General features: G+C 60.9%; 14 protein-coding genes and 2 tRNA genes. 13 read left to right on the forward strand and 3 right to left on the reverse strand.

Annotated elements, in window-relative coordinates; translation table 11 throughout:
- Positions 1-5 precede the first annotated feature (5 nt).
- The 8 genes from ACFOYU_RS18605 to ACFOYU_RS18640 are packed head-to-tail and all read left to right on the forward strand — an operon-like array spanning position 6 to position 12,007.
- The gene (locus ACFOYU_RS18605) at positions 6-3,869 is read left to right on the forward strand and encodes a hydantoinase B/oxoprolinase family protein (RefSeq protein WP_377034755.1); all 3,864 of its coding nucleotides are present in this window, start codon (positions 6-8) and stop codon (positions 3,867-3,869) included.
- 51 nt (positions 3,870-3,920) lie between these two features.
- Complete coding sequence (locus ACFOYU_RS18610; protein ID WP_377034756.1) at positions 3,921-5,480, forward strand: ABC transporter substrate-binding protein; 1,560 nt, start codon at positions 3,921-3,923, stop codon at positions 5,478-5,480.
- Between the two features lie 60 nt (positions 5,481-5,540).
- Entirely contained in the window at positions 5,541-6,548 is a 1,008-nt protein-coding gene (locus ACFOYU_RS18615; protein WP_377034757.1) for an ABC transporter permease, read from the forward strand.
- Positions 6,545-7,441, forward strand: coding sequence for an ABC transporter permease (locus tag ACFOYU_RS18620; protein WP_377034758.1), 897 nt, complete (start codon positions 6,545-6,547; stop codon positions 7,439-7,441). Before ACFOYU_RS18615 ends, ACFOYU_RS18620 begins: the two co-directional genes overlap by 4 nt.
- 10 nt (positions 7,442-7,451) lie before the next feature.
- The gene (locus ACFOYU_RS18625) at positions 7,452-8,480 is read left to right on the forward strand and encodes an ABC transporter ATP-binding protein (protein WP_377034759.1); all 1,029 of its coding nucleotides are present in this window, start codon (positions 7,452-7,454) and stop codon (positions 8,478-8,480) included.
- Positions 8,477-9,313 (forward strand): ATP-binding cassette domain-containing protein, encoded by an 837-nt coding sequence (locus ACFOYU_RS18630; protein WP_377034760.1) that lies wholly within the window; start codon positions 8,477-8,479, stop codon positions 9,311-9,313. The genes ACFOYU_RS18625 and ACFOYU_RS18630 overlap by 4 nt, the downstream gene beginning before the upstream one ends.
- Positions 9,314-9,365: 52 nt before the next feature.
- Complete coding sequence (locus ACFOYU_RS18635) at positions 9,366-10,448, forward strand: DUF917 domain-containing protein (protein WP_377034761.1); 1,083 nt, start codon at positions 9,366-9,368, stop codon at positions 10,446-10,448.
- Positions 10,448-12,007, forward strand: coding sequence for a hydantoinase/oxoprolinase N-terminal domain-containing protein (locus tag ACFOYU_RS18640; RefSeq protein WP_377034762.1), 1,560 nt, complete (start codon positions 10,448-10,450; stop codon positions 12,005-12,007). The genes ACFOYU_RS18635 and ACFOYU_RS18640 overlap by 1 nt, the downstream gene beginning before the upstream one ends.
- A gap of 399 nt (positions 12,008-12,406) precedes the next feature.
- Here ACFOYU_RS18640 and ACFOYU_RS18645 read toward each other — a convergent pair.
- Positions 12,407-12,481: transfer RNA gene (locus tag ACFOYU_RS18645), tRNA-Gln, on the reverse strand.
- Between the two features lie 148 nt (positions 12,482-12,629).
- Between ACFOYU_RS18645 and ACFOYU_RS18650 the strand changes: the two genes are divergently transcribed.
- The 4 genes from ACFOYU_RS18650 to ACFOYU_RS18665 all read left to right on the forward strand — a co-directional run bounded on the left by ACFOYU_RS18650 (position 12,630) and on the right by ACFOYU_RS18665 (position 14,548).
- Positions 12,630-12,706: transfer RNA gene (locus tag ACFOYU_RS18650), tRNA-Pro, on the forward strand.
- Positions 12,707-13,326: 620 nt separating this feature from the next.
- The gene (locus ACFOYU_RS18655) at positions 13,327-13,740 is read left to right on the forward strand and encodes a response regulator (RefSeq protein WP_377034763.1); all 414 of its coding nucleotides are present in this window, start codon (positions 13,327-13,329) and stop codon (positions 13,738-13,740) included.
- A 110-nt stretch (positions 13,741-13,850) separates the two neighbouring features.
- Positions 13,851-14,054, forward strand: a complete 204-nt coding sequence (locus ACFOYU_RS18660) for a hypothetical protein (protein WP_377034764.1) — start codon at positions 13,851-13,853, stop codon at positions 14,052-14,054.
- A gap of 26 nt (positions 14,055-14,080) precedes the next feature.
- The gene (locus tag ACFOYU_RS18665; protein WP_377034769.1) at positions 14,081-14,548 is read left to right on the forward strand and encodes a transposase; all 468 of its coding nucleotides are present in this window, start codon (positions 14,081-14,083) and stop codon (positions 14,546-14,548) included.
- On the opposite strand, the gene ACFOYU_RS18670 is transcribed toward ACFOYU_RS18665, so the two are convergent.
- Complete coding sequence (locus ACFOYU_RS18670; protein ID WP_377034765.1) at positions 14,460-18,221, reverse strand: FecR domain-containing protein; 3,762 nt, start codon at positions 18,219-18,221, stop codon at positions 14,460-14,462. The two genes, ACFOYU_RS18665 and ACFOYU_RS18670, sit on opposite strands and share 89 nt — an antisense overlap.
- Positions 18,222-20,373: 2,152 nt before the next feature.
- Entirely contained in the window at positions 20,374-21,621 is a 1,248-nt protein-coding gene (locus tag ACFOYU_RS18675; protein WP_377034766.1) for a hypothetical protein, read from the reverse strand.
- A gap of 1,160 nt (positions 21,622-22,781) precedes the next feature.
- Here ACFOYU_RS18675 and ACFOYU_RS18680 point away from each other — a divergent pair.
- Positions 22,782-23,843: a hypothetical protein gene (locus tag ACFOYU_RS18680; protein ID WP_377034767.1), complete on the forward strand. Its 1,062-nt coding sequence runs from the start codon at positions 22,782-22,784 to the stop codon at positions 23,841-23,843.
- The last annotated feature ends 551 nt before the right edge of the window (positions 23,844-24,394 follow it).

The raw sequence follows: 24,394 nt of genomic DNA on the forward strand, positions 1-24,394 counted from the left end.
CGGCGATGATGCAGCCCGGAACCCGCTGGCGGATTGGCTTCGACATTGGAGGCACCTTCACCGACTTCATCCTGTACGACGGCAATGAAGAAACGGTCCGCCTCCACAAGCGGCTCACGACTCCTCACGATCCTTCCATTGCGGCGCTTGCGGGGCTTGAGGAGCTCGTTGCGATGGCCGGCATCGGGCTCGCCGAGATTCATGAGATCGTGCACGGCACGACCCTGGTGACGAATGCGGTCATCGAACGCAAGGGGGCCTCGCTCGGTCTGCTGACGACCCAAGGCTTCCGCGACATCCTCGAGATGGGCACGGAACAACGCTACGATATCTATGACCTCTTCCTCCGCTATCCGCAGCCCTTCGTCTCCCGTGAGTTGCGGCTCGAGATTCCCGAGCGTGTCGACAGCAGCGGTCGGATCGTCACCGCCCTTGATCGGGCCAGCGTGCGCCGCGCGCTCCAGTTCCTGCTGGACACCGGCGTCGAGGCCGTCGCCGTCTGCTTCCTCAATTCATACCGCAACCCGGAGCATGAGCGGACCGTCGGTGAAATCGTCCGGTCGGAATTCCCCGAACTCGCCGTTTCCCTGTCGTCGGAGGTCGTCGCCGAACTCTGGGAATACCAGCGCTGCGTCACGACCTGCGCCAACGCCTACGTCCAGCCGCTCATGGACCGGTACCTGAAACGACTTGAGCGCGAGTTGTCGGGCCGGGGCTTCCGGGGTGCCCTTCGCCTCATGCACTCGGCCGGCGGCCTGGTCTCGCCCGAAACGGCGCGCGCCTTCCCGATCCGCCTGCTCGAGTCGGGTCCCGCGGGCGGCGCCCTGGCTACCGCCTTGTTCGGCTCCCTTGCGGGTAAGAACGACGTGATCTCCTTCGATATGGGCGGCACGACGGCCAAGGCGTGCATGATCGAAGGCGGGCGGACCGAGATTGCCCCGATGCTGGAAGCCGGGCGCGTTCACCGCTTCACCAAGGGCTCCGGCCTGCCGATCAAGGCCCCCGTGATCGATATGATCGAGATCGGCGCCGGCGGCGGTTCCATCGCGGCCATCGACGAGGTCGGTCTCCTCAGGGTCGGGCCGCATTCGGCCGGCTCCGATCCCGGCCCGGCCTGCTATGGGATGGGCGGCACGAAGCCGACGGTCACCGACGCCAACCTCGTCCTCGGCTACTACGATCCGGGCTTCTTCCTCGGCGGGCGCATGTCGCTCGACGTCGGCGCGTCGGAGCGCGCCATCGCAACGGTTGCCGACCCGCTCGGCCTCTCCGTGCCGGAAGCGGCCTGGGGCATCCACAAGGTGGTCGTGGAAAGCATGGCGGCGGCCGCACGTGTTCACCTGGTCGAAAAGGGCAAGGATCCCCGCAATTATGCAATGGTGGGTTTCGGGGGGGCGGGCCCGGCCCATGCGGCCGACGTCGCGCGGGCGCTCGGCGTGCGCGAGGTCATCATCCCGCCTGCTTCGGGCGCGGCCTCCGCGCTCGGCTTCCTGGCGGCGCCCCTCTCGTTCGAGCTCGTTCGGTCGCACCCGGTCGAATTCTCGGAAGGGTTCGACGCGACGGCCACCAATGCCGTGTTGGCCGAGCTCGAGACCGAGGGCCGCAAGCGTCTGATGGAGGCCGGCGTGACAGCGGGCTCCATCACGGTCGAACGCTTCGCCGATATGCGGCTCGTGGGGCAGATGCACGACATTGCGGTCGAGCTGCCGGCGGGACAGGTTGACGGCAGCCGCCTCGATGCCATCCAGAATGCCTTTTCCAAGGCCTATGAGGCCCGCTACACCTCGGTCTACGAAGGCGCCCGCATTGAAGCCATCAATTTCAGGGTCCGCTGCGTTGCTCCGGCGCCGAAACTCTCACTCAAAGGCGCCGCCGGCGGTGGTGACCGGAACAAGCTGATCAAGGGGTATCGCCGGGCCTGGTTCGAAGGTGGCTACGTCGAGACTCCCGTCTACGACCGCTATGCCCTCTCCCCCGCCGACTCCATCAAGGGGCCGGCCATCATCGAGGAGCGCGAGGCAACCACGGTGATCGCACCCGCCGACGGCCTGACCGTGGACGAGAGCCTCAATCTGCGCATCACCGTGGGTCAGGTCAGTGCCGGCACGGCCATGGTTCCGGCCGACCTGCCGCTCCAGGACGCGATTGCGCGGATCGAGGCTGACCCCATTTCGCTGGAGATCATGTGGAGCCGGCTCGTCAACGTCGTCGAGGAGATGTGGCTGACGGTCTGCCGGACCGCCTTCTCGCTGGTGATCTCGGAATCGCAGGACTTCGCCTGCGAACTCCTCGACCCCAATGGCGAGACCCTCGCCCACTCACCGCGGGCCATGCCGGTCTTCAACCTCACCCTGCCCCGTGCGGTAAAGGCACTGCTCGCCCGCTATCCGGCCGAGACGCTCAAGCCCGGCGACGTGCTGATCACGAACGATCCGTGGCTCTGTGCCGGACACCTCTTCGATATCGCGGTCGTCACGCCGGTCTTCCAGGAGGGACAGGTCGTCGGCCTCATGGGTACCGTCGGTCACGTGTCCGACATCGGTGGTACCCGCGACTCGTTGCGCGCCCGCGAGATCTACGAGGAGGGATTCCAGATCCCGCCGATGAAGCTGTTCGAGGAGGGACGGCCGAACGAAACGCTGCTCCGGCTCTTCGCGGAGAACGTGCGCAACGCCGAGCAGGTGCTTGGCGACCTTCATTCCTTCGTCGCGGCGAACGCCATCGGGGCGGAGCGGCTTCTGGCCTTCATGGCGGACTACGGAATGAATGATGTGCGGGCGCTCGCCACGGTCGTGCAAAGCCGCTCGGAAAAGGCCATGCGCGATGCGATTGCGGCCATCCCGGACGGCATCTATACGGCCGAGGTGTGGAACAACCCGCTCGGCGAGCCTCTGCGCTATCCACTCAAGCTGACCGTTTCGGGCAGCGAGATCGAGCTTGATTTTGAGGGCGCTCCTCCGCAACTGGCGCAGGGCGGACTGAACTCGACCCTGAACTATACGGCCGCTCACGCGACCTACCCACTGAAATGCATGCTGACGCCCAATGTCCGCGGCAATGCGGGGTGCTATCGTGCATTCACGGTCAAAGCACCGGAAGGATCGATCCTGAACTGCCGCCGCCCCGCTGCCGTGAACCTGCGGACGCGCACCGGTTGGTACCTCGCGCCGAACATCTTCCGCGCCCTTGCCCAAGCGGCCCCGGACAAGGTCCAAGCCTTCACCGGACTGCCGGTTGCTGCGAATGTTTACGGGCAGGACCGGAACGGCAGAACCTATTCCGATCTTCTGTTTACGGGAGGCGGACAGGGCGCTTCGGCGCACGGCGATGGAAAGTCGGGTCTGCTTTGGCCGACCTCGGCCGCGAATACATCGATTGAGCTGTTCGAAGCACGTGTACCGGTTCTGGTGATCGAGAAAGCCTACATCCCGGATTCGGGCGGCCCGGGACGTCACCGCGGCGGTCTCGGGCAGCGCGTACGCGTGCGCAAGCTCGAGGACGATGGACTTCCGACGCTCTTCTCGATCTATCCTGAAGGGGTCGGGAACCCCGCCCCGGGTCTCTTCGGCGGACAAGCCGGCAGCGAGGCGCGGGGCCGCATCGTCGATCCGTCAGGCGGTGTTGTCCACGACTGCGGGACAGGCGACCTCGTTCAGGTGACACACACCGACGAGGTCGTGGAAATCACCCTGGCCGGCGGTGCAGGATACGGCGACCCGCGCGAGCGCTCCCGGACTGCCATCGAACGGGACCTGCGGCTAGGACTGGTCACTCCCGAGGGGGCGGCACGGGACTACGGGTTCGAGAGCGAGACTTCGCGGCCATCGGTCGCGCAGGAGACGCCGGAAGAGGCGGACCTGACCGTGTAGGATCAGGCCCGCGTCGCGGCAGGGGAAAACAGACAAGCCAGAGGACATCCCATGATCAACCTTACGAGACGAAGTGTCATCGCCGCGGGAGCCGCGTCGCTCGCATCCATGACGCTGGGCGGAGCGGCCGACGCGCAATCGCGCAAGATCCTCATCATTGCGAGCAATCAGGATATTCCGAATTTCGATCCGCACATCGCGACCGGCTATTCGGCCAGCATGCTCCTGCGCAACACCTACGACTCGCTCGTGCGAGTCGAAGGCAATCCCCCCAAGCCGGTTCCTCAACTTGCGGCGTCCTGGACCGTGTCGCCCGACGGCATGGAATACGTGTTCAAGCTGGACCCGGCCGCCAAGTTCCACGACGGGTCGCCCGTCACGGCCGAGGCGGTGCAATACTCCTTCAATCGCCTCCTTCGCCTCAACAAGGGCAATGCCTGGATGATTGCAGGCATCGTTGACGAGAACAGCGTGCAGCCCGTCGATGCGCAGACGGTTCGGATTAAGCTCGTCAAGCCGTTCGTCGCCTTCCTGCAGGTCCTTCCCTGGGTGTGGGTCGTCAATCCGAAGGAGGTTGAGGCCAACAAGGGCTCCGACGATGGCCAAACCTATTTGCGCTCCAACATCGCCGGATCGGGCGCGTTCCGCGTCCGCCGTGCCGAGCCAGGCAACCTCTACGAGTTCGAGCGCGTCGCAAACGGCTGGAAGCAGGGTGGTGGAAATCTCACCGGTGCAATCTGGAAGATTACTCGCGAAACCTCCTCGCAGCGCCTCATGCTGCAGCGTGGCGAGGCCCACGTGGCCGTCGACCTCACGAGCGAGGATATGGACGCGATCAAGGGACGGGCGAACGTGGTGTCCGTGATCGAGCCGGAATACCGGACCTTTAGCATCAAGATGAACACCAAGCACGGACCCCTTGCGGACGTGAACCTGCGCAAGGCGATCTCGTATGCCTTCAACTACCAGGCCATGCTCGACTCGGGCGGCTATGCCAAGCTCATGACGGGCCCCCTGCCGGATGGGATCTTCGGCCACGATCCTTCTCTGGAGGTCTACCGCACGAATATGGAGAAGGCCAAGGAGTACCTGGCCAAGTCCAAGTATCCGAACGGCGGCATCAAGCTCACCATCGCCCATGTGTCGGGTCTGGAACAGCAGCGCCGCTGGTCGCTGGTCCTCCTCGACAACCTGAAGCAGCTGAACATCGAACTCGACGTTAAGCCGATGATCTGGCCCGACATGGTCGCCCTCACCCGCTCGCCTGAGACGACGCCGGACTTCTTCTGCGTCTATCAGACGGCGAACTATGGCGATCCGGACAACATCGCCTTCGCGGCCTATCATTCGTCCCGGAACGGAAACTGGCAGAATCCGGTCTATTCCAACCCGAAGGTGGACGATCTGATCATGAGCGCCCGCGCCGAGACCGACGAGGAGAAGCGCAGGGCTCTCTACAAGGAGTTCCAGCAGGTGGTCGTCGATGATGCGCCGGATATCTTCGGCGTCCTGGAGAACCGCAAGCTCGCGCTCCGTTCAGAGGTGCAGAACTTCCGCTTCACGCCCGTGGCGTCGAATGCGATCGAACTGTTCCCCCTCTCACTTCGCTGATGACATGCGTGCGGCGTCGGCCGACGCCGCACGTCCCTCCTGAAGAAAGATACGGCGGGAATGCTGACTTACATCCTGAGGCGCATCATCCTGATCATCCCGGTCCTCATCGGCCTGTCCCTGCTCGTCTTTGCCATCGCGCGCCTCCTGCCGGGAGATCCGATCCAGCTCGCCGCGGGGCCAAACGCCTCGGCCTCCGAGATCGCGGACCTGGCCCGAGAATTCGGCCTCGATAAGCCCCTTCCGGTTCAGTACTGGAACTACGCTACCGGCCTTCTAACGGGTGACTGGGGTGAGTCGATCTTCACCCGTCGTCCAGTCCTGGAGGACCTGAAGGCCTACCTCCCCGCGACCCTGGAGCTCGTTCTCGCCGCCATGCTCCTCGCGGTGGTGATCGGCATCCCAGCGGGGCTGGTGGCGGCGGTCTACCGCAACCGCTGGCCCGACTACGTGTCCCGCGTCGTCTCCCTTGGCGCCATCTCGATGCCGCGATTCTTCCTGGGATTGCTGCTGCAGATCGGGTTTGCGATGTGGCTTGGCTGGCTGCCGCTCGGAGGGCGCTTCCCCCTGACCGAAGACCCTCCTGCCCTCGTCACCGGCTTCCTGACCATCGATGCGCTTATTGCGGGGGACCTGAAGGCCTTCGGCCTTGCGCTCCAATACCTCGCCCTGCCCGCCTTCGCCATGTGCCTGTCTCCGCTCGCGACCATCACGCGCATGATGCGCGCCTCGACCATTGAGGTCCTGCAGCAGGATTACGTCCTGACCGAGCGTGCCCTTGGGCTCTCAAGCCGCCTCATTCTGTTCAAGTATGTCCTGCGGAACGCCATGTCGGCGACGCTGACCGTCATCGGTCTCTACGTGGGCTGGCTGCTCGGGGGCACTGTTCTGGTCGAGACAGTCTTCGACTGGCCTGGCCTCGGCCTCTACGCCACGAAGGCGATCGTGACGCAGGACTTCATGCCGGTGATCGGCGTCACGATGATCATCGGCGTGATCTTCATCGCGTCGAACCTGATCGTCGACCTCCTCTATGGGGTCCTCAACCCGAAGGTCCGTTACGAATGACGACGTTAGTCGAGAATGCACCGGCAAGCGCCACCTCGTCACGATGGGAGAACGCCAGGCGGGGCTTCTACCGGTTCCGCAACAGCTGGCTCTCCATCACCGGCCTCCTGATCGTGACAGCTCTGTTCGTCGTGGCGGTAATCGGCCCCTCCATCGTGCCTTATCCGGAGCACGTGTCCGGAAGCGTCGCGACGGCCACCCGGTTCGAGCCGCCATCGACCAGGCACTGGTTCGGCACCAATGAACTGGGTCAGGACGTGTTCTCGCTTGTCGTCGCCGGTTCACAAATCTCCCTTCTGGCGGGTCTCGCGGTCGTGGTCGTGGGGGCGCTGGTGGGGACGGCCGTGGGGGCCATCGCGGGCTATTTTGGCGGCTGGACGGATGAGGTTTTAATGCGCCTCACCGATCTCAAGTTGACGGTTCCATCTCTGATCCTCGCAATGGCGGTCGCCGCTGCCCTGGGACCCGGCATCGTCAACATGATCATCGCAATCTCCATTTCCTGGTGGCCAGGCTACGCGCGGCTTGTGCGCGGCGAGGTCATCGCCAAAAAAGAGGAGATGTTTGTCCAGGCTGCACGGGCGCTTGGTGCCGGAACCGGCAGAATTCTGCGTCGCCACATCCTGCCCAACATCCTGACCCCGGTCATCATCAAGATGTCGCTCGATATGGGCTTTGCCATTCTGACGGTCGCCTCCCTCGGCTTCATCGGGATCGGCGTGAAGCCGCCGACCCCGGAATGGGGTTCGCTCCTCTCGATCGCGAGGACTTACATGCCGGATTACTGGTGGACGGCGATCTTCCCAGGTCTGGCGATCTTCCTGGCCGTATTCGGCTTCAATCTCCTCGGAGACGGCCTGCGGGACGTGTTCGATCCGAAGGCACGCCGCTGAGGGAGGTCCCATGGCACTTCTGGAAATTCGCAATCTTCATCTTGGGATGCGCAGCTTCGAGGGCGAGGCGCATGTCCTGAATGGCATCGATCTGAAGGTCGAGCGGGGTGAAATCTGGGGCATCGTGGGGGAAACCGGCTGCGGCAAGTCCCTGACGGGCCTCTCCATTTCCCGCCTCGTCTCGACGCCACCGGGCCGCTACATGGAAGGTTCGATCCGGTTCGAGGGGCAGGAGCTGCTCGCGGCCTCCGAGGCCGAGATGCAATCGCTCCGGGGCAGGCGGATCGGGATGATCTTCCAGGACCCGACGACGAACCTCAATCCGGTGTTTCGCATCGGCGATCAGATCGTCGACGTCGCACTCCACGCCGGCACCCTCGACCCGTCCATCCTTGGCGTCACCGCAAAGGCATCACGCAGCGAGCGCAAGAAGGCGGCCCGCAGGCTTGCCATCGAAATGCTCGACAAGGTCGGCATTCCGAAGGCACAGGAACGGATCGACGACTATCCGCATCAGTTCTCGGGCGGCATGCGCCAGCGTGTCCTGATCGCGATGGCGCTGATCGGCCGCCCTGATCTTCTGATCGCGGACGAGCCCACGACGGCCCTGGACGTCTCGGTCCAGGCGCAAATCCTCCGGCTTCTCTACGATCTCGTGCAGGAGCACCGGCTTGGAGTCCTGCTCATCACACATAATCTCGGCATCGTAGCGCAGATCTGCACCCATGTTGCCGTGATGTACGCCGGAAACGTCATTGAGTCTGGCTCTGTCGACGAAGTCTTCAAGAAGCCCACGCACCCCTACACGGCCGGCCTCCTCGCCTCGGTGCCGACCGCGAAGATGAAACGCGGCGAATTGCAGGGACTGCCGGGCTCGGTCCCGAATCTTCTTTCGCCGCCGTCGGGATGCCGGTTCGCCCCTCGATGCCCGTTTGCGCAGATCCGCTGCACTGCGGCTTTCCCTCCCTCCATTGCCATTGCGGAGCACCACGAGGTGGCCTGCGTATTGGCCGAGAAACACGCGAGCGCCGCCGCATGATCCTGCGCATCGAAAACGTGACGAAGGAATTCAAGATCTCGCACGGCCCCCTTGCACGTGCCGATCACTTCATGGCCCTCAAGAACGTCAGCCTGTCGGTTGCCAAGGGCGAAAGCTTCGGGCTTGTCGGTGAATCAGGATCGGGCAAGACCACCCTCACCCGCCTGATCCTGCAGCTCGACCGGATGACCTCCGGGCGAATTCTGTTCGATGGAATCGACCTCGCCAAACTGTCGGCGCGCGATCTCCGCCGCCTGAGGTCGCGCGTCCAGATCGTCTTCCAGGATCCCTACGCCTCGCTCAACCCGCGGATGACGGTGCACGACATCGTCGGCGAGCCGATGGAGATTCACCAGGACATCCTGGGGCTCAACGCGCGACAGCGGACAGACCGGGTTGTGGAGCTGCTCGACCTCGTGGGCCTTGGTGGACAGCATCTCTTCCGCTTTCCGCATGAGTTCTCGGGCGGCCAGCGCCAGCGCATCGGAATTGCCCGTGCCCTAGCCGTAAGCCCTGAGCTCTTGATTCTCGACGAGCCGACGTCCGCCCTCGATGTCTCTGTCCAGGCCCAGGTCCTCAATCTCCTGCACGAGCTTCAGACCAAGCTGGGACTGACATATTTCTTCATCAGCCACGATCTTGGGGTGATTCGGTACGTCTGTGATCGCGTCGCCCTGATTTACCGTGGCGAAATCGTCGAGCAGGGTGAGACGGAGCGCATCTTCGAGGCCCCGGAGAGCGATTATGCCCGCCTGCTTCTCTCCGCTATGCCCGAGCCCGATCCGGATCAATCCCCTTTCAGGACACCGCCGGCCATGGCCGCATCGCTCTGACCAATCGGCCTCCTGTCTCTCCGGCGCCTCGCCGAAACTCAGTGGATCCTCCATGAAAGATTTTCCCGTTCTCTCCCTCGACGACATAGAAGCCTTGGCGGTCGGCGCGTGGATCCTGGGCACCGGCGGTGGTGGCAGTCCTTATCTGGGGCTCCTGAACATGCGCCGCCTCTACGCCGAGGGTCATCGCGTCCAGCTCATGCCGCCGGAGGCCCTTGGCGACGACGACTGGGTTGCTGTCGTCTCCAACATGGGAGCTCCTCTGGTCGGACAGGAGCGCCTGACCGACAGCCGGATGATCCCGCGCGCCGTGACCCTCATGGAGGAGCATCGGGGCATCGCATTCCGGGCCGTGATGGCGTTGGAGATCGGAGGCGGCAACGGCGTCCAGCCTCTCATGGCGGCAGCACGCCTCAACATCCCAGTGGTCGACGCCGATCTGATGGGCCGCGCCTACCCGGAAGCCCAAATGACGTCCGCCGCAGTGGGCGATCTGCGGCCCTACCCGCTCACCATCGTCGACTGCCGCGGGGTCGAGGCGATCGTCGAGAAGGTGCCGACCTGGAAGTGGATGGAGCGGGTCAGCCGCAAGATCTGCGTCGAGTACGGCTCCATTGCGGCGACCTGCAAGGCTCCGCGGACCGGGCGCGAGGTCAAGGATTGGGGAATTCCCCTCACGACCTCCAAGGCCATTGCGATCGGCCATGCCGTGCGCGAGGCGCAGGCCCGCCACCACGATCCGATCGACGCGATTCTGTCGGTCGAACCCGGCAAGGTCCTCTTCCGCGGCAAAGTCACGGATGTCGAGCGACGCACGACGGAGGGCTTCCTCCGCGGGCGCGCGACAATCACCGGACTGGACGGGGACCGGGGGACGCAGGTCGTGCTCGATTTCCAGAACGAATGGATCGTTGCCTGGCATGATGGGGAGGCGATGGCCATGTCGCCCGATCTCATCTGCGTGCTCGACAGCGTCGCCGGCGAGGCGATTGGAACCGAGACGATTCGTTACGGACAGCGGGTCACCATCGTGGCCCTGCCTCCACCCGCCGTGTTCACAACACCGAAGGGCCTCGAGCACGTAGGTCCGCGCGCCTTTGGCTATGATCTTCCCTATAAATCGGTATTCGCCTGATGAGACGCATTGGAATTGATGTTGGCGGCACCAATACGGACGCCGTTCTGATCGAGGATGGACAGGTGCGCGGTGCCGTGAAGGCTCCCACGACCCTTGACGTTACCGGCGGCATTCTCGATGCACTGGGCCGCCTGACAGCGACGGGTGCTCTCAAGGGGAAGACACTCGATGCCGTGATGATCGGCACGACGCATTTCATCAATGCGGTCGTGCAGAGGCGCTGGCTCACGAAGATCGGCGCCTTGAGGATCGGACTTCCCGCCTCGGCAACCCTGCCCCCTTTCTGCGACTGGCCGGAGGACCTCGCCGAGGTCGTAAGGGGAACGGTCGCCATGGTGGAAGGTGGTCATGAATACGACGGACGTCCCTTCATGCCGCTCGATACTGCCAGTGTTCGACGCGCCGCCCGTGAGATGCGAACCCAGGGCATCCGCTCGGTGGCAATATCGTCGATCTTCTCACCGCTGGATCCAAGCCACGAGCGTGAAGCCGCCGCCATTGTGATCGACGAAATTCCGGACGCGGCCATCACCTGCTCGTCGGATCTTGGCCGCATCGGCCTTCTTGAGCGGGAGAACGCGGCCTTGCTGAACGCCGCCCTCGCCGACCTCGCGAGAGACACCATCACCGCGTTCGAAAAAGCGATTGCAAGCTCCGGCATTTCGGCCCCGCTCTATATTACCCAGAACGACGGAACGGTGGTTGAGGCCGTGCAGGCGATGCGTCTTCCGGTCTATTCCTTCGCTTCAGGTGCCACAAACTCGATGCGGGGCGCGGCCTATCTTTCGGGAATCCAGGACGCGATCGTGGCCGATGTCGGCGGGACGACGACCGATTTGGGACAGATCAGGAACGGATTTCCCCGGGAGGCCAACGCGGTGGTGAAGGTTGGAGGGGTTCGGACGCTATTCCGCATGCCCGATCTCCTTTCCATCGGCCTGGGCGGCGGCAGCCATGTCTCGCTCGACCCGCTGTCGGTAGGACCACTTTCTGTCGGCTATCGCCTCACCAGCGATGCCGTCGCCTTCGGCGGCCGTCAGCTCACCACCAGCGACGTCGGCATTGCGGTCGGCCTTCTCACGATCGGCGACCGCGACAAGGTGAGCAGCATCGACCAGCCGACCTGCCAGCGCGTTCTCGACCATATCCGCACGCTGATCGAGGAGGCCGTCGATCGCGTGAAAACAGAAGCTGGAGACAGCGTGCTCCTCGCCGTCGGCGGCGGCGCGTTTCTCATCCCCGACCAGCTGGAAGGCGTGTCCCAGGTCGTGTGCGTGCCTCACGGAGATTGTGCCAATGCCGTCGGTGCGGCGATCGCGCAGGTTTCCGGCGAGGTTGATCAGGTCTTCCGGGACATGACGCGGGAGGAAGCAATCGCAGCTGCTGAGCACCTGGCCGCCGAACGCGCCGAGGCGGCTGGCGCCGACCGCTCGACCCTCACAGTGATCGATTCCGAGGATATCCCTATCGCCTACCTTCCAGGCAATGCCCGCCGCGTGAGGGTTCGTTGTGTCGGTGATGTGGCGGCCGGCGAGCCAGCCAGCGACGCCGCATAGATCGAACGCACCCTGTTGGAGGGACAGACCGCTCACCCAGCCCGGGTTGGTCGCCACATCGGACAGGAAACCAGTTCCCACGGCTCCTGAGACAGCGTGGGGCAGGTCGGTTCGACGAGCACACAGACCGCCCGGTGCGGTACTCTGTCGGCCAGCGCGAGAGATTGACATCAGGCTGGCCGCACCGGACTTCGGGCCGCGAGGCGGCGAGGCCACCCGGCTAGGCTTGGCGGCATTTTACGCCGCCGACAGTAAACGGCCCCTCGATGCTCGAGCTTCGGCACCACCGGCACGTGTACCCCTCCATGTCACACACCTGCGCCACAGGCGCGGGTCTCGCTGGGGCACAAAGCTATCCAGCTGGAGAAAAGCGCAAGAGTCTTAACGGCTTAAGGGAAATGGCTGGGGCGCCAGGATTCGAACCTGGGAATGGCGGTACCAAAAACCGCTGCCTTACCACTTGGCGACGCCCCAATCTGTGGCGCCGTGTACATAAGCACCTAGACTGCCGCTTGCAACAGCGAATTGCGGCAGGCAAAAGTTTATTGCCGAGCCTGATTTATTCTCTTGCAGCCTCAAGCCGCCGCCGCTATAAGACCGACCTCCCGATGAATATCGGTGTCGGAGTGTAGCGCAGTCTGGTAGCGCACCACGTTCGGGACGTGGGGGTCGCAGGTTCAAATCCTGCCACTCCGACCATTCTTCTCAAGGGTTTCGCAAAACCCGACTTCCCCGGTAAAGAGTTTGGTAGACACCTTCGGTTGAACAAGCGGCCTTGAGCGAGGGTTTGCCGTGGCCCTAGCCGCGTCTCTGCCCGCCTCCCTTGGTAGGGAAACTCACAGTCGCATAAGCCGTCTAACGTCCCCCTCTCCTTCCCTTTCCGGGGACGGGCGGTGAACGGGCAGTCCATCAATACCGCGCCGAAGGATGGCCGCTGCCGCTGCATCATCCTCGGAGACCCTGACTTGCCCAAGCCCGCTTCTGGCATCACGGCAGCGAGTGCCGGAGAACGGGGGCAGGATCGTTCTTCGAGAACGACCGGGCAACCGCCCTACGGAGCATCCTTGCCCAGTGTATGAAGCTTTTGTCGCCTTGTGTTGGAGTGAGCAGGCGTCGAGAACCCTGCCAGGAAGGTGTTCGTGCCAGACATACTTCTGAGGCAGTAACCGGCTCTTCATCCACCCCCGCCATACCAATGGCATGACCTACTCCCGCGACACCGCAACAGCTTCTCGGGGCGATTTCTCAAATGGTCCCTTCGGTTAAGCCGGCGTTAATCAGGTCAGCGGAGACTTGAGCATCATCTGGAGGAAACCAGAATGGCCTCCGCTTCCCGTTCCAAGGCCACGGTCCTTGTTGTCGAAGATGATGCGCTCACCCGCGAGCTCCTGGTTCAGCTGCTTCACGCCGGCGGTTATAATGTCATTGCTGAACCGGCGGGAAATCGGGCCTTACTGATCCTGTGCCACAAAGGCGAAGAGATCGACTGGCTCGTGAGCAAGGTCAACCTGCCTGGGCTTGTCTGCGGCTGGATTTTGGCAGACGCGTTCCACGAGCATCACCCAGACCGGCCTGCACTTCTGCTCTCAACTCTAGATCCGGCAGACCAGCCATCGGCAAACGCGGTATTCATCCCACCTGCAGCGCCCATGAGGATCCTGGAGGTACTGCTGGCTCTAAGGAGGCCTGAATCCGCTCAGGTAGTCGAGTTCCCAACCACAAAGGCAGCCTGACCTGCTCCCGGGACACCACCGCCATATCCGAAGTAGCCAGGATTGGGGATGGACGGCGCGCAGCATCGCGGGCACAAATTGTCTGGCATTATGAACCGCAGGTGCCAGCATTGAGCCTCTTCCAGAAAGCACGAAGCATCTTTGACAAGCCTAAGCCCGCACCGCAGGCACCGATCTCTATTGCTAAGATCGACGATCGCATTGGCGGGTCCCAGTCAAAACGAGCGAGGATTAAAGCGATCCTGCGGCGCTACGAGCAAGGTGCCATTTCAGAAGCCGATGCGACTGAAGAGCTTCTGAAGGTGATGCGGTAGGGTCAGGCACAAAGCCATGTCCGCTCCTGCCTGACCGAGCCAACCTTCCGCCATGCCCTCGTGCTCGTCGTGGGGGCTCTTCCCACCCGGGCGCCGCATCGTCACAGCCACGCTCACCGTCGTCGGCCTCCCGCACCCGCACCCGCACGAACTATCACCGCGTAGTCAACCGCTACCAGCGGTCTAGCCGCGAGGTGGCGCGTCGCCTGCTCGGGCTGCTGGTGGCAAGCTTCGTGCCGACCGGGCCCGTCGTTATCGCTCTGGATGACACCCTCGAACGCCGCTGGGGCGGCCGGAACAAGGCCTGCGGCATCTACGGAATTCGATCCGCTCCTCCCACGGCCACTTCCTCTCCCCTTGCTCCAGAAATGAACTCTCGTCGCATTACGGCAAGTTTATGCAGATTCAGAATCGCGCCTTCAATGTCGCTGAAAATGTGCGACCAGGGCCTGGCAGCCCTGAAGCAATCTCGTAATCGCGGTCGAGAAGGTTGATGGCCGCCACACTTGCTTGAAGGCGACGATCAGGCGTTTCCCAGCTTAAGAAGGCATCCAGTGTCGCATAATCCTTGAGCGGAGAACCATAGAGATTCCCGGTTCGATCTCCCACAAAGCTTTGTGCAAGGGTGAACCTGACGCGGCTTGGGTGTGCAAAACTGATCCCCACTCGAGCGAAACGTTCAGCAATGAACGGGATGGGGCTCCCCGCGGACTCCGGAGACCGATCCGTAGATGACGCTGTGCCAACCGTGCCGAAGAGGCCAACTCCCCCACCCACCCAGAGGTTCGCCGTCCCCGACAGGCGGTCGACCCTGCCCTTTGTTACAGTATAGCTCTCCAAGGTATCATCGAGGGGCAAAACAAGCGCATCGACGTCTTGGTGCTGGTATTCAACCGACGTAAAGATCCGGGGTGTCCATTCTGCGTCCCACCGGAGAGCAAGCGTTTCGACCCTGCCCGCGGCTGCAAGCGGAAGTGCATCCGGAACCAACCCAATGGTGGCTACAGGAGCAAGAGAGAAGGACAGAGGCAACTCGGTTTGCGTGATATACGCACCACGGATCCATTGGCCTTCAAAGGGTGCGACGGCTATGCCAAAGCGCCCATCCGGCTTGCTCTCCACCGGACTCCCCTTGCTGTCAATGAACGTGTGGAGAGCACCAGCCTCCACCTCAAACCGATCGGATGGCCGCCACAGGACATCGAAGTAGGCGCGATTGGCTCTGTGTTGGGTATCTTGCGGGGTAGGCAGGCTCTCGACAGGCAAGGCAATCGGTGGCGCAATTGGCGGCGTAAAGACCGCACCGGCTGAGGCTTCTGTTACTTCACCTCCTTTAGTCTGCCCCGCCTGTACTTCTGTCCCGTACCGAAAAGTGAAGTCCTCTACGCCGATCGAATGGTTCAACGCCCCAACGATACCCTCGGTTCGGGTGCGGCGACGGTCGACGACATCAAGGAAACTGTAGAGGCCAACCATTCCGAAGTCCACGGTCTCGAATTCTTGGAGCGAGCCTCCGGTCCGCTGCCGGAACCGCCGATTGTCCGATCGGCTCGCCACGACAGCCCCTGTCAGGACATTGCGATAGCCGAAGGTATGGCTCCAGCCCCCACCCAGCTGGTAGGCCGTCGTCTCGCGGGTGTCGTAGGCGAAGGTCGTCTCAAATCCAGGGATTGCTGTCGCCGCGTCTGGCCGCAACCGGGTGACGTCCCTTGGATCGTAGCCGGACGTATCCGTGGAAAGGGCCAAGAGCCCTGGTTCAATATGCTGAGCAACACCAAACAAGAGGAAGCGATTCCCGGCGGAAGGGGCGGCACCGAGGAAGAACGAACCACGGTTGAGATCCGCAGTGCCCGGCCGTCGGAGCCCCTCAACGCTGGCCCGACCTGCACTGAAACTGAATGATACCGGGATAAAGGCATTTGAGAATCCTTGTACCTGAGCGCCAGTATCAAAGCTGAGTTTCCCGTTCTCCGAGATTGCCGAGGCGCTAACCTCACTATCAGTGAATGGACGGCGCAGAAGGTCGATCCGGCCGATACGGCTTGAGACGGCGAGCGGATCGAGGAACAGACCTTGGTAGAGAGCATTGAGGCTCGCAGCGTCGCTGCGATTGCTGACTGCCTCATCGACGGAGGGACGGCTCGTGATAGAGCTTGGCCGACGAGCTGCAGCCTGATCGAAATAGCTCGTTGCATTGAACGGATCGAAGACGCGGTCACCATAGAAGCGTGCCCACTCATCGAGTTCGAGGAAGCGGTAGGCATCACCGAGGTAGGAGCCGGCGCGCTGGTTTGCTGTGACTGACGCAAAATAGCCACCTCGCTGCCGGCGGCGGCGCATGAGTTCGCGCGCACTCTCGATGGCTCTGTCGGCTTGAAACTGGTCGAGAGCAATGGCGGTGCGGGCTTCGGCTGTCACCGGATCATTGGGATCGAGACGGTCGGCGTTATCAAGAGCCTGATCCGCAAGCTCAATCTCGCCATTCATGTAATGGGCGAAAGCAAGGGCAAGAAGACCTTGGGCATAGGCCGGGTTCGCGGCAGATCCGGCTAGCAGGAATTCCACTGCCTTCGGCATATCGCCCTTCTGCAGGAAATAGCGCCCCTTGGCGGTATAGCCGACGTAGAAACCGGGGTCGAGCACCAGGGCTTTGTCGATCAATGGCCCGGCCTCGTTCACACGGTCTTGGTCGAGGAGAAGGAGAGCATAGTTGGCGTAAGGGACCGCATTGTAAGGGTCCATCTCAATCGCACGCTTGAAAGCCGTTTCAGCCTCAAGAGGTGCACCGAGGTCTTGCTGAAGCAACCCAATTGTGTTCCAGACTTCGACGCTGCCCGGTGCGATCTTTGCGGCATGGCGAAGAACGCTCAGGGCTCCCCTGATATCGCTGTCAATAAAGCCCTTCAGACGTGCGCTCGCGATCAAGATACCAGGATCGTCCGGATCAAACGCCAAGCCGCGCGCAACGACCTCCCGCAATTGGTCGCGGCGGTCGAGCAAAATTGCGAGATCAGCCGAGAGAGTGGTCAGCAGTGCATTCGCACTCCCGTTACCTTCAGCCTTGCGGATCAAGTCCGCAGCGGGCTCAAGCCCTTGCATGAACCCTGTGACGAAAGCGTGTGCGGCAGCTGCGACAGGATCACTCAAACGAAACGTTGGCTCCGGAAGAACGCGTTTCGGGTTGGCGAGCGAAGCCGCGAAGTAGTGTCCATACGAAGCAACGATGCGTCGGCGGCCGTCGAGGCGACGCTCAGCGCTAGCGAGCAGCACGGCGGCATCGCCCCAGCGCCGCTCAGCCCCAGCCAACAGGCCACCGACGAGATCCGCCCGAGCCCGCTGCCGGGAGTTGAGTGGGCGGGCCAGCGCCTCGTTGAGCGCGCGGGTGGCGGCGCGTAGGCCGTCGAATGAAAGAGACACTTCGGCGAGGGTCAGCCAGTCCTCGGCTGAGCGCTGCTCGGGTGCCGTCGACTGGATCCGCGCCCTCTCTGCGCGAAGCTGTCCCCCTTCAAGGGAAGTGGCCGGAAAGAACGTGAAAGCGTTCCTCACAGAGAGATGAAAGAGCATCTGCTCACGCTCTTTCGGTCGCACAATTACAATTTTCGTCGGAGCTTGACCAATTGCGACGATTGCCCCCTCGCCCTGGCGCACGAGCACCGAGCCTTGGGCGTTGCGCAACTCAACCTCACCTTCGAGAACAACCAGCGCCGTCCGCCCGGACCCGTCAACCGCGAGTGACCAGTCGGTTCCGCGTATTGCTGCAGAAGCGGCGGGAGTTTTGACAACGACACCTGTTCCGCCTCGCGACGCGCGGGCCCAGACGCTGCCGGCGGGCAACTCGAGTTCAGTGGGATTGGCGCTGTTTGTGACTCGGTTAACGACAAGTGTCGAGTTTCGGCCGACACGGATCTGAGTCTGGTCAGCGAATAGAATAGCGAGGTTGCCGATGGCATTGGTGCGCAAGCTGTCGCCGCCGAGGATACCTTGCTGGATTGCTGCCCCGCGCCACGTGTCCTCAGTAACGAAGCGCAGCTCCTCTCCGCCCTTGGCGGCGACAATCGTTCCCGCAACGGGAGTGGGCCGTGGCACTGGCGTCTGCGCGCGAGCCGGCGTCACGCTCAACGTGAGGGCGCCCGCTGCGATGGCGAGGTAGGAAGTGCGGAACCACATGAGGGCAGATCCAATCGGGTCAGTATATGCAACTTAGTTTCATGACGGGCGCACTGAGAGAAAGTGGCGGATCAACTTACACCAAAATGAATGGGCATTTGTGTCGCCCCGGCGCAACAGTAATGATTTATCGTGCAATGCTGCCGATGAAGAGAGTTCAATTTTACTCCCAAGTGCTCAGATCAAATTCGGCAACGAGAAACCCGACCCAGTAAATCGACCTCTGGTGGGGATGGTGGAGGCGGTCAGCCGTGCGAGTGCAGCGCCTCGTAGCAACGGCAGGAATGGGTCAGGTCCGGCTTCGAGCATGATCGTGTGCAGGTCCGCCACCTGCACAAGGCCGGATCGCCTCACGCATCATCACGAGGTTAGTCGCGGGAGAACGGAGAATGCACCGACGGACTAAAATGGTGCGGCCAATCCCAAGAAGCGCGGCCGGAACAATGGAATAAATCCTAACAGTGCTTTCGTCGGGTAAAGAATTAGCGGACCTTCCCATCTTAGACTGACGCCGACCATTGAGGTTCCAAGCGTCCGATCTGGGTTTGGACCAGCAAGTGCTTGCCGGCTAACAGCTGAGCCGTCTACCCTCGCGGCGACCAAAAAGCTGGTAGTGTGCCAACCCGGAGGGAAACTCTCCGCGCCTGATAGCCCGGCGAACATCGCGATTGCAGCGCAGGTACTCGCGTTCATCGAAGGTATACGCACGTCCTCTGTATCTGGGGGCGCGCTCTCTGTACCCGTCCTCGTACCTGTAATCCGGCTCTCGGTATCGAGGACCGCGTTCCCTATACCCATAGTCAGGGTCCTCGTATCCGTAATCAGGCCCTCCAAAAGGTTGAGCCGAGGCTGAGCCCATTGCGGCCATCAGGATCAAACCTAGAGCCGTTAATTTACAAAGTGCCTTCATGTTGCGTGTTCTCCTTGTCCGGACCCTTAACGCCTTGGGAGAAAATTTGTTTATTCGCCCTCGATACTCAGCCCACGTAGAATGCGGAGGCCTCGACAGCGGGAGGTGTGCTGCACCTGGCTTCGTCAGACGAAACAGTTATCTGGTTCCCACCCGTAGTGGACGTCCAAGACAGGCACCCACATCCGAATAGTAACAGCAGCTCGCATGAACCCCGGCCATCCGAAGCTAACAGTCCGCCGCCTGAAAAGGTGGAACTCGCGTCTGATCACCCATTGATTGGAAGATTTCATCACTTCCATTGAAGCGGGCCCGAACGAAGTATGCAGCTTCTATTCATCGGTTTCCCGTAGGCGGCCTGATTGTGCCCGAAGCAATGTGCATCGTTCGACACCGTGATCCATGCATGCCAAGCCGGCACCCCACTTAAAGCCAAAATGCAACTGAGCCGGTGCCGTTCCCCGCCAACTCTCTACCGCGAGCGCAATCGCGCCGGGCAGGCTATAGTGAGCTCAAGCGATTCAAGCCCCTTTTTTCTTGGCTTATGAGAATCCAGGCTCCCTCGTTGCGCCTGCTTTAGACTGGATCATGGTCGTTCCGCAGCTGACGGCCACGACTACCAATCGGCGGTGCACAGCGGCTTTCGATATCGCTGGCTCACCGACAGATTGTCGTTTGTATCTCTACCAACTCACCCCAACGGTTCATGCGTTCTCTGACGATGATCCTACACCTATTGCCATAGATCCAGGCGGGCTCCGCAAATACTGGCTTCTGCCACTCTTGGTTGGGTCTCCCGTAGCGACGGTCGTCTCCAAGACGCTCGTACCAGCGCTCCCCGAGCCGGTGGTGGCGCTGAGGCGCCTCGACATCATAATCGGCGATAGGCTCATGCAGGCCGTAACCGCTCGTGTGCGTGGCGACATTTATCTCGGAAGCAGCAGCGGCACTTCCAAGTATGACGGTCAAAGCGGCAGCCAAGGCAATCCCGTTCAAGCAGTAACTCATGGCATCCTCCCCAGGTGTGAACTCATCTCGAGCCACCCGTTATTCAGGAGGATGCATCCGTTACGTTGAAGATGAGCCAAACAATTTATGCAGCCTCTGTTCATAATTGGCCGCAAGAGAAGAGATCTGAGCGCGCTCAGATCTGCGGACGCAGCGATCCGGAGGTAATGGAGGGCCTCACGACAGTTATGAAACAACAAGAACCAACCGCATGAAGCCCTCAGTCAGCTTTGACTAGGCGATCAGGCCATCACTAAAGGCCAACCGCCCCTCGTAAATACCGGCTTGGAGGTAATGCTGAAGCGGGTTTATTCCAGCATCGCCTACGTCACCATATGCGGAAAGATAGCTTGACGTGTCGAACTCAGCCGAAGGATCGCGCCCCTCGTTCCAGCCAGCACTGTTATAGTGGTCCAACGGGTTAAACCCTGCTGCAGCCACATCTGAATAAGTTGCGAGATAGGCGCTTGTATCAAAGTAGGCATTCGGGTCGCGCCCCTCCCTCCAACCGACACTCTGGAAATGGGCGAACGCATCGATGCCTGCGGCTCCCACATCGGGGTTGGCCAGGAGGTAGTACTCGGCATCGAAACCGTTCACGATTGATCCACCGACAGACTTGTAGGCTGTGCGCCCTTCAGCCGCTCCGAAGGCAAGATAGTGTGTCAGGGGATTTATGTCTGCGGCGGCAACATCGGGATTGAAACGAAGATAAAGCTCGGTGTCGAAGTTGAAGGAGGCATCGCGCCCCTCCCTCCAGCCACTTTGCTCATAGTGCTCCAGCGGATTGAAGGCTGCCGCCTCCACGTCAGGATTGGCTGACAGATAACCATTTGTGCTAAAGAAGGGGTTGGGATCGCGCCCCTCCTGCCAACCCACGGAGCTATAGTGCTCGTCCGGGTCGATTCCCGCGTTGAAGACATCGGGATATCGGGCGAAGTAAAAGGCGTCGCTGACAAGAACACCGGAATCATTCAGATCAACGCCGGTCGAGCTACCGTGAGCATACTCGAGCAGGTCAGCAAACCTTTGGGGAACGGCCGAAATCTCCTCCGGATCCGGGTCAACGTTACCCTTCGCAATGTTATTCAAGCCATTCTGTTCGAGGGCAGCCTCCTCTCCAGGCTGGAAAATCTCTGGATGCGCCCATCTGCCATTGATTTGATCGATGAAGGCGAGCGTGGCTGCTCCAGCATAAAGGTGGCCTTCGGCCGATAGCTGGCTCTCAGGCAGCGCCGAGATACCACGGATCAACTGAAGGTCAGCCTGGGCCAGAACAAGCGGATCGGTGGAGTTGTTGTAGGCTCTATCGTGCTCGCGGAAGAGTGCATCGAGAGCGTCGACTGCCGGGGCAGCAAGCGGCGAGTCCTCTGTCGGGAGAAGAATGCGACCGTCAGAATAGTTTGGGCCTCCATAATTGCCGTAGGTCGGGATATCGACACCTTGCGGGGTTGGAACAGCGACGAGCCAATTGATTGACATTCTATTCTCCAATGACGGCACAGTTTCCATCAACGAGGATGAACGTCCAAATAGCTTAACGGTTCCCAGCACCTGAAATGCTGATATCGAAAGACACGATTTTCGATATTATTAAGGATCCAAAGTATGACCTAAGCAAACCGGAGGCTTAACCTGCCTACTCACCTTACTGCCTCCGACACAATGACAGATAGCAATGTGAAATCCTTATTACTAAAACTCATATAACTTGAGCATATATCACCTGCTGAACCTTTAGATCATCGCTGCATATTGCAGCTTGACCTTTACCAGGATGGAGGCCGCCGAAATTCGGCATCACATCGAGATGACCGCTGGCGATTCGATTGATAATACAGAGGCCATTGCACTGATATCCAGATCGCACTGGCATTAGGAAGAGGGTTGAGGAACACTACCCTCGCGAATTGGGCGCCCCATCGGTTTATATGCAATAATCAACGAGGCTTCCCTGGAGAGGTGCGGACACTCTGGCTGCTTTCCTCGTCCGACACCTGAGCCCGAGCGGTCGCAGTCCCGCACCACGAAATATTTGCGCTGCGCTGTTCCTCACCGTGAGCAGCGATGCACGAAAGCCGCACCTCCGCACTCAGACAATCGATAACCATCTTTGCTCTTGATTCATGCAAAGGCATCTGTGCCTGTGATGTGGCCGTTCCGCAGTAGATCTTAGATGCTATCCCTGCTTGTCGCCTTTGTCGTTGCCTGTATGACAGCCCTCTTCGCAGCGGCTTTCGCTTTAGTTGTCAATAGGAACTGGAGACCTGATGGGGTAAGTCGGCCCAAGGCGCCAACAGCGAGCGACCGGCTGCTCGCGAAACCTGATATTTAAGGCTCAAACCAGACACACGGGCTGCAAGTCAGGACGGGAATCCGGCTTTTGCTGGCTGCAACGCCGGTAGAGGCTCTAAACGGGCGCCCCAATCCCTTCCCACGCACGGCGCCTGCGCACCCGGCATCGAGATAGCCGAGCCTAGGCGGCGCCCATGTGCCGAGGTGATGGATGAAGATGTCTGGCCCTAGCCGGCGCGGCAGAAACGTGAGGCTCACGTCAGGACGCACATCATCACAGGAATTTGCTCCAATCGCCGACCATGGTAGAGCAATGCCATTGCAGGACTACGGGTGCTGAGGACGCTGTGATTGTTTCATATACCGACTATGGCCGAGATTATCTGACGAGTAACGCTCATTTCGTGTCGGGCGGCGGGAATGCTCTGTTTTTCCTTCACCCAGACCAACCCTTGGCTCAAGATTCCGGATATTACCAGCAGATCAGGATCAGCTATGGCTCGTCCGAGTATTTCCTGGATTACTATTTCGCTTTTGACGGCCAAGGTCAGAAGCTGATCGATAGCTTCGATGTCTTTGATGCCACCTACAACAAGATTGCGAGCGTCGTTGCCTCCTTTGTCCCCGCTACGGCCGGAGCATTGGACTACAAGGATGACCAGTTCTATCTCTCCGGAGCCTCCGATGAGTGGTACGACGGCGGCGGAACTGACTACCTAGACCTTTCTGACGGAAACGATGTGTTTCACTTCGCCTCCGGCCAAGACAAGATCCTCGGCGGGTCTGGCTTTGATCGGGTTGAGGCTCGGCAGCTCGTGGAGGTGGAAATAGAACCTGTTGGAGATGAATGGTATCAGCTCAAAGACACGTCAGGGGCTCTGGTTTTGTCTGCGAAGTATGTCGAACGGATACAGCTGGCCGATAAAACGTTGTCGCTCTACCCAGACGGCTGGCATGAGGAACGGGACGGACATGACATCTTCCGCTTCTACAATACCAGTACCAGCTCCCATTTTTATACGAGTTTGGTGACCGAGAAGGATGAACTTTTGGTTCAGCATCCTAATTTCATTTTCGAAGGAAATGCGTTCGACACAAGCGCGACGGCTCTGAATGGAATTGATGTCTTCAGATTCTACAACCAGAATACGAACACTCATTTCTATACTACGAGCGTGCCCGAACGTGATCATCTGATTACCACCTATTCCCACTTCAAATTTGAGGGGACTGTCTATTATGCCCATGCGGAAGACGGTGGCGGGCAATACGATCCGCTCTACCGGTTCTACAACACAGATACCGGAACGCACTTCTACACTGTGAATGAAGCCGAGCGCGACAACGTGATCCTCACTCTGCCTCAGTACAAGTATGAAGGCATCGCCTACTACGTCGACCTAATGTAAATCGCCTTCGCAGGCCCTTTTCTTCAGTATCCCTCTTTGGTGCAATTTCGGTCGTGTCAACGGTGGGTCGTGATGAAGCGGCCCTATGCGCGATAAAACACAATGAGGATCCCTCTGAAAAAGATCGTGGCGAGCCAGTTTCGCCAGTAATTCATTTGAGACGGGCAACCAGATGGCGTGAATGCGCGGGCGGAATGAGCGCACGGGGATAGTCCCGATGGCGATCTGCAGACCCGGGTCCGGCTGGATCATCCGCTGCGGGCAGCCCGGGAGATGAGTAGCGAAGTGCTGGTCTCGCTCCACCAAGAGGTCGCGGCCCTGTACGCGCCAACCATGCGCCGGCCCTTCCATCCTACGTGGAAAACTGCTCCAGGCCATGCTGCTGCGGGCTCTTCCTCGATCCTCGCACAGCGTCAGTTGATGGGTACGCATCCGCCGAGGACCGCGGAATTTCGGCTGCGGCGTGGTAAAGTGGCCGCATGGAGATCGACCACGACAAGATTGACGAGGCCGTGCTCGCCCTGATGTAGCTGACGCTGCACGATGGGTGC

The sequence above is a fragment of the Microvirga sp. GCM10011540 genome (genome assembly GCF_042650665.1).
GTDB classification, from domain to species: domain Bacteria; phylum Pseudomonadota; class Alphaproteobacteria; order Rhizobiales; family Beijerinckiaceae; genus Microvirga; species Microvirga lenta.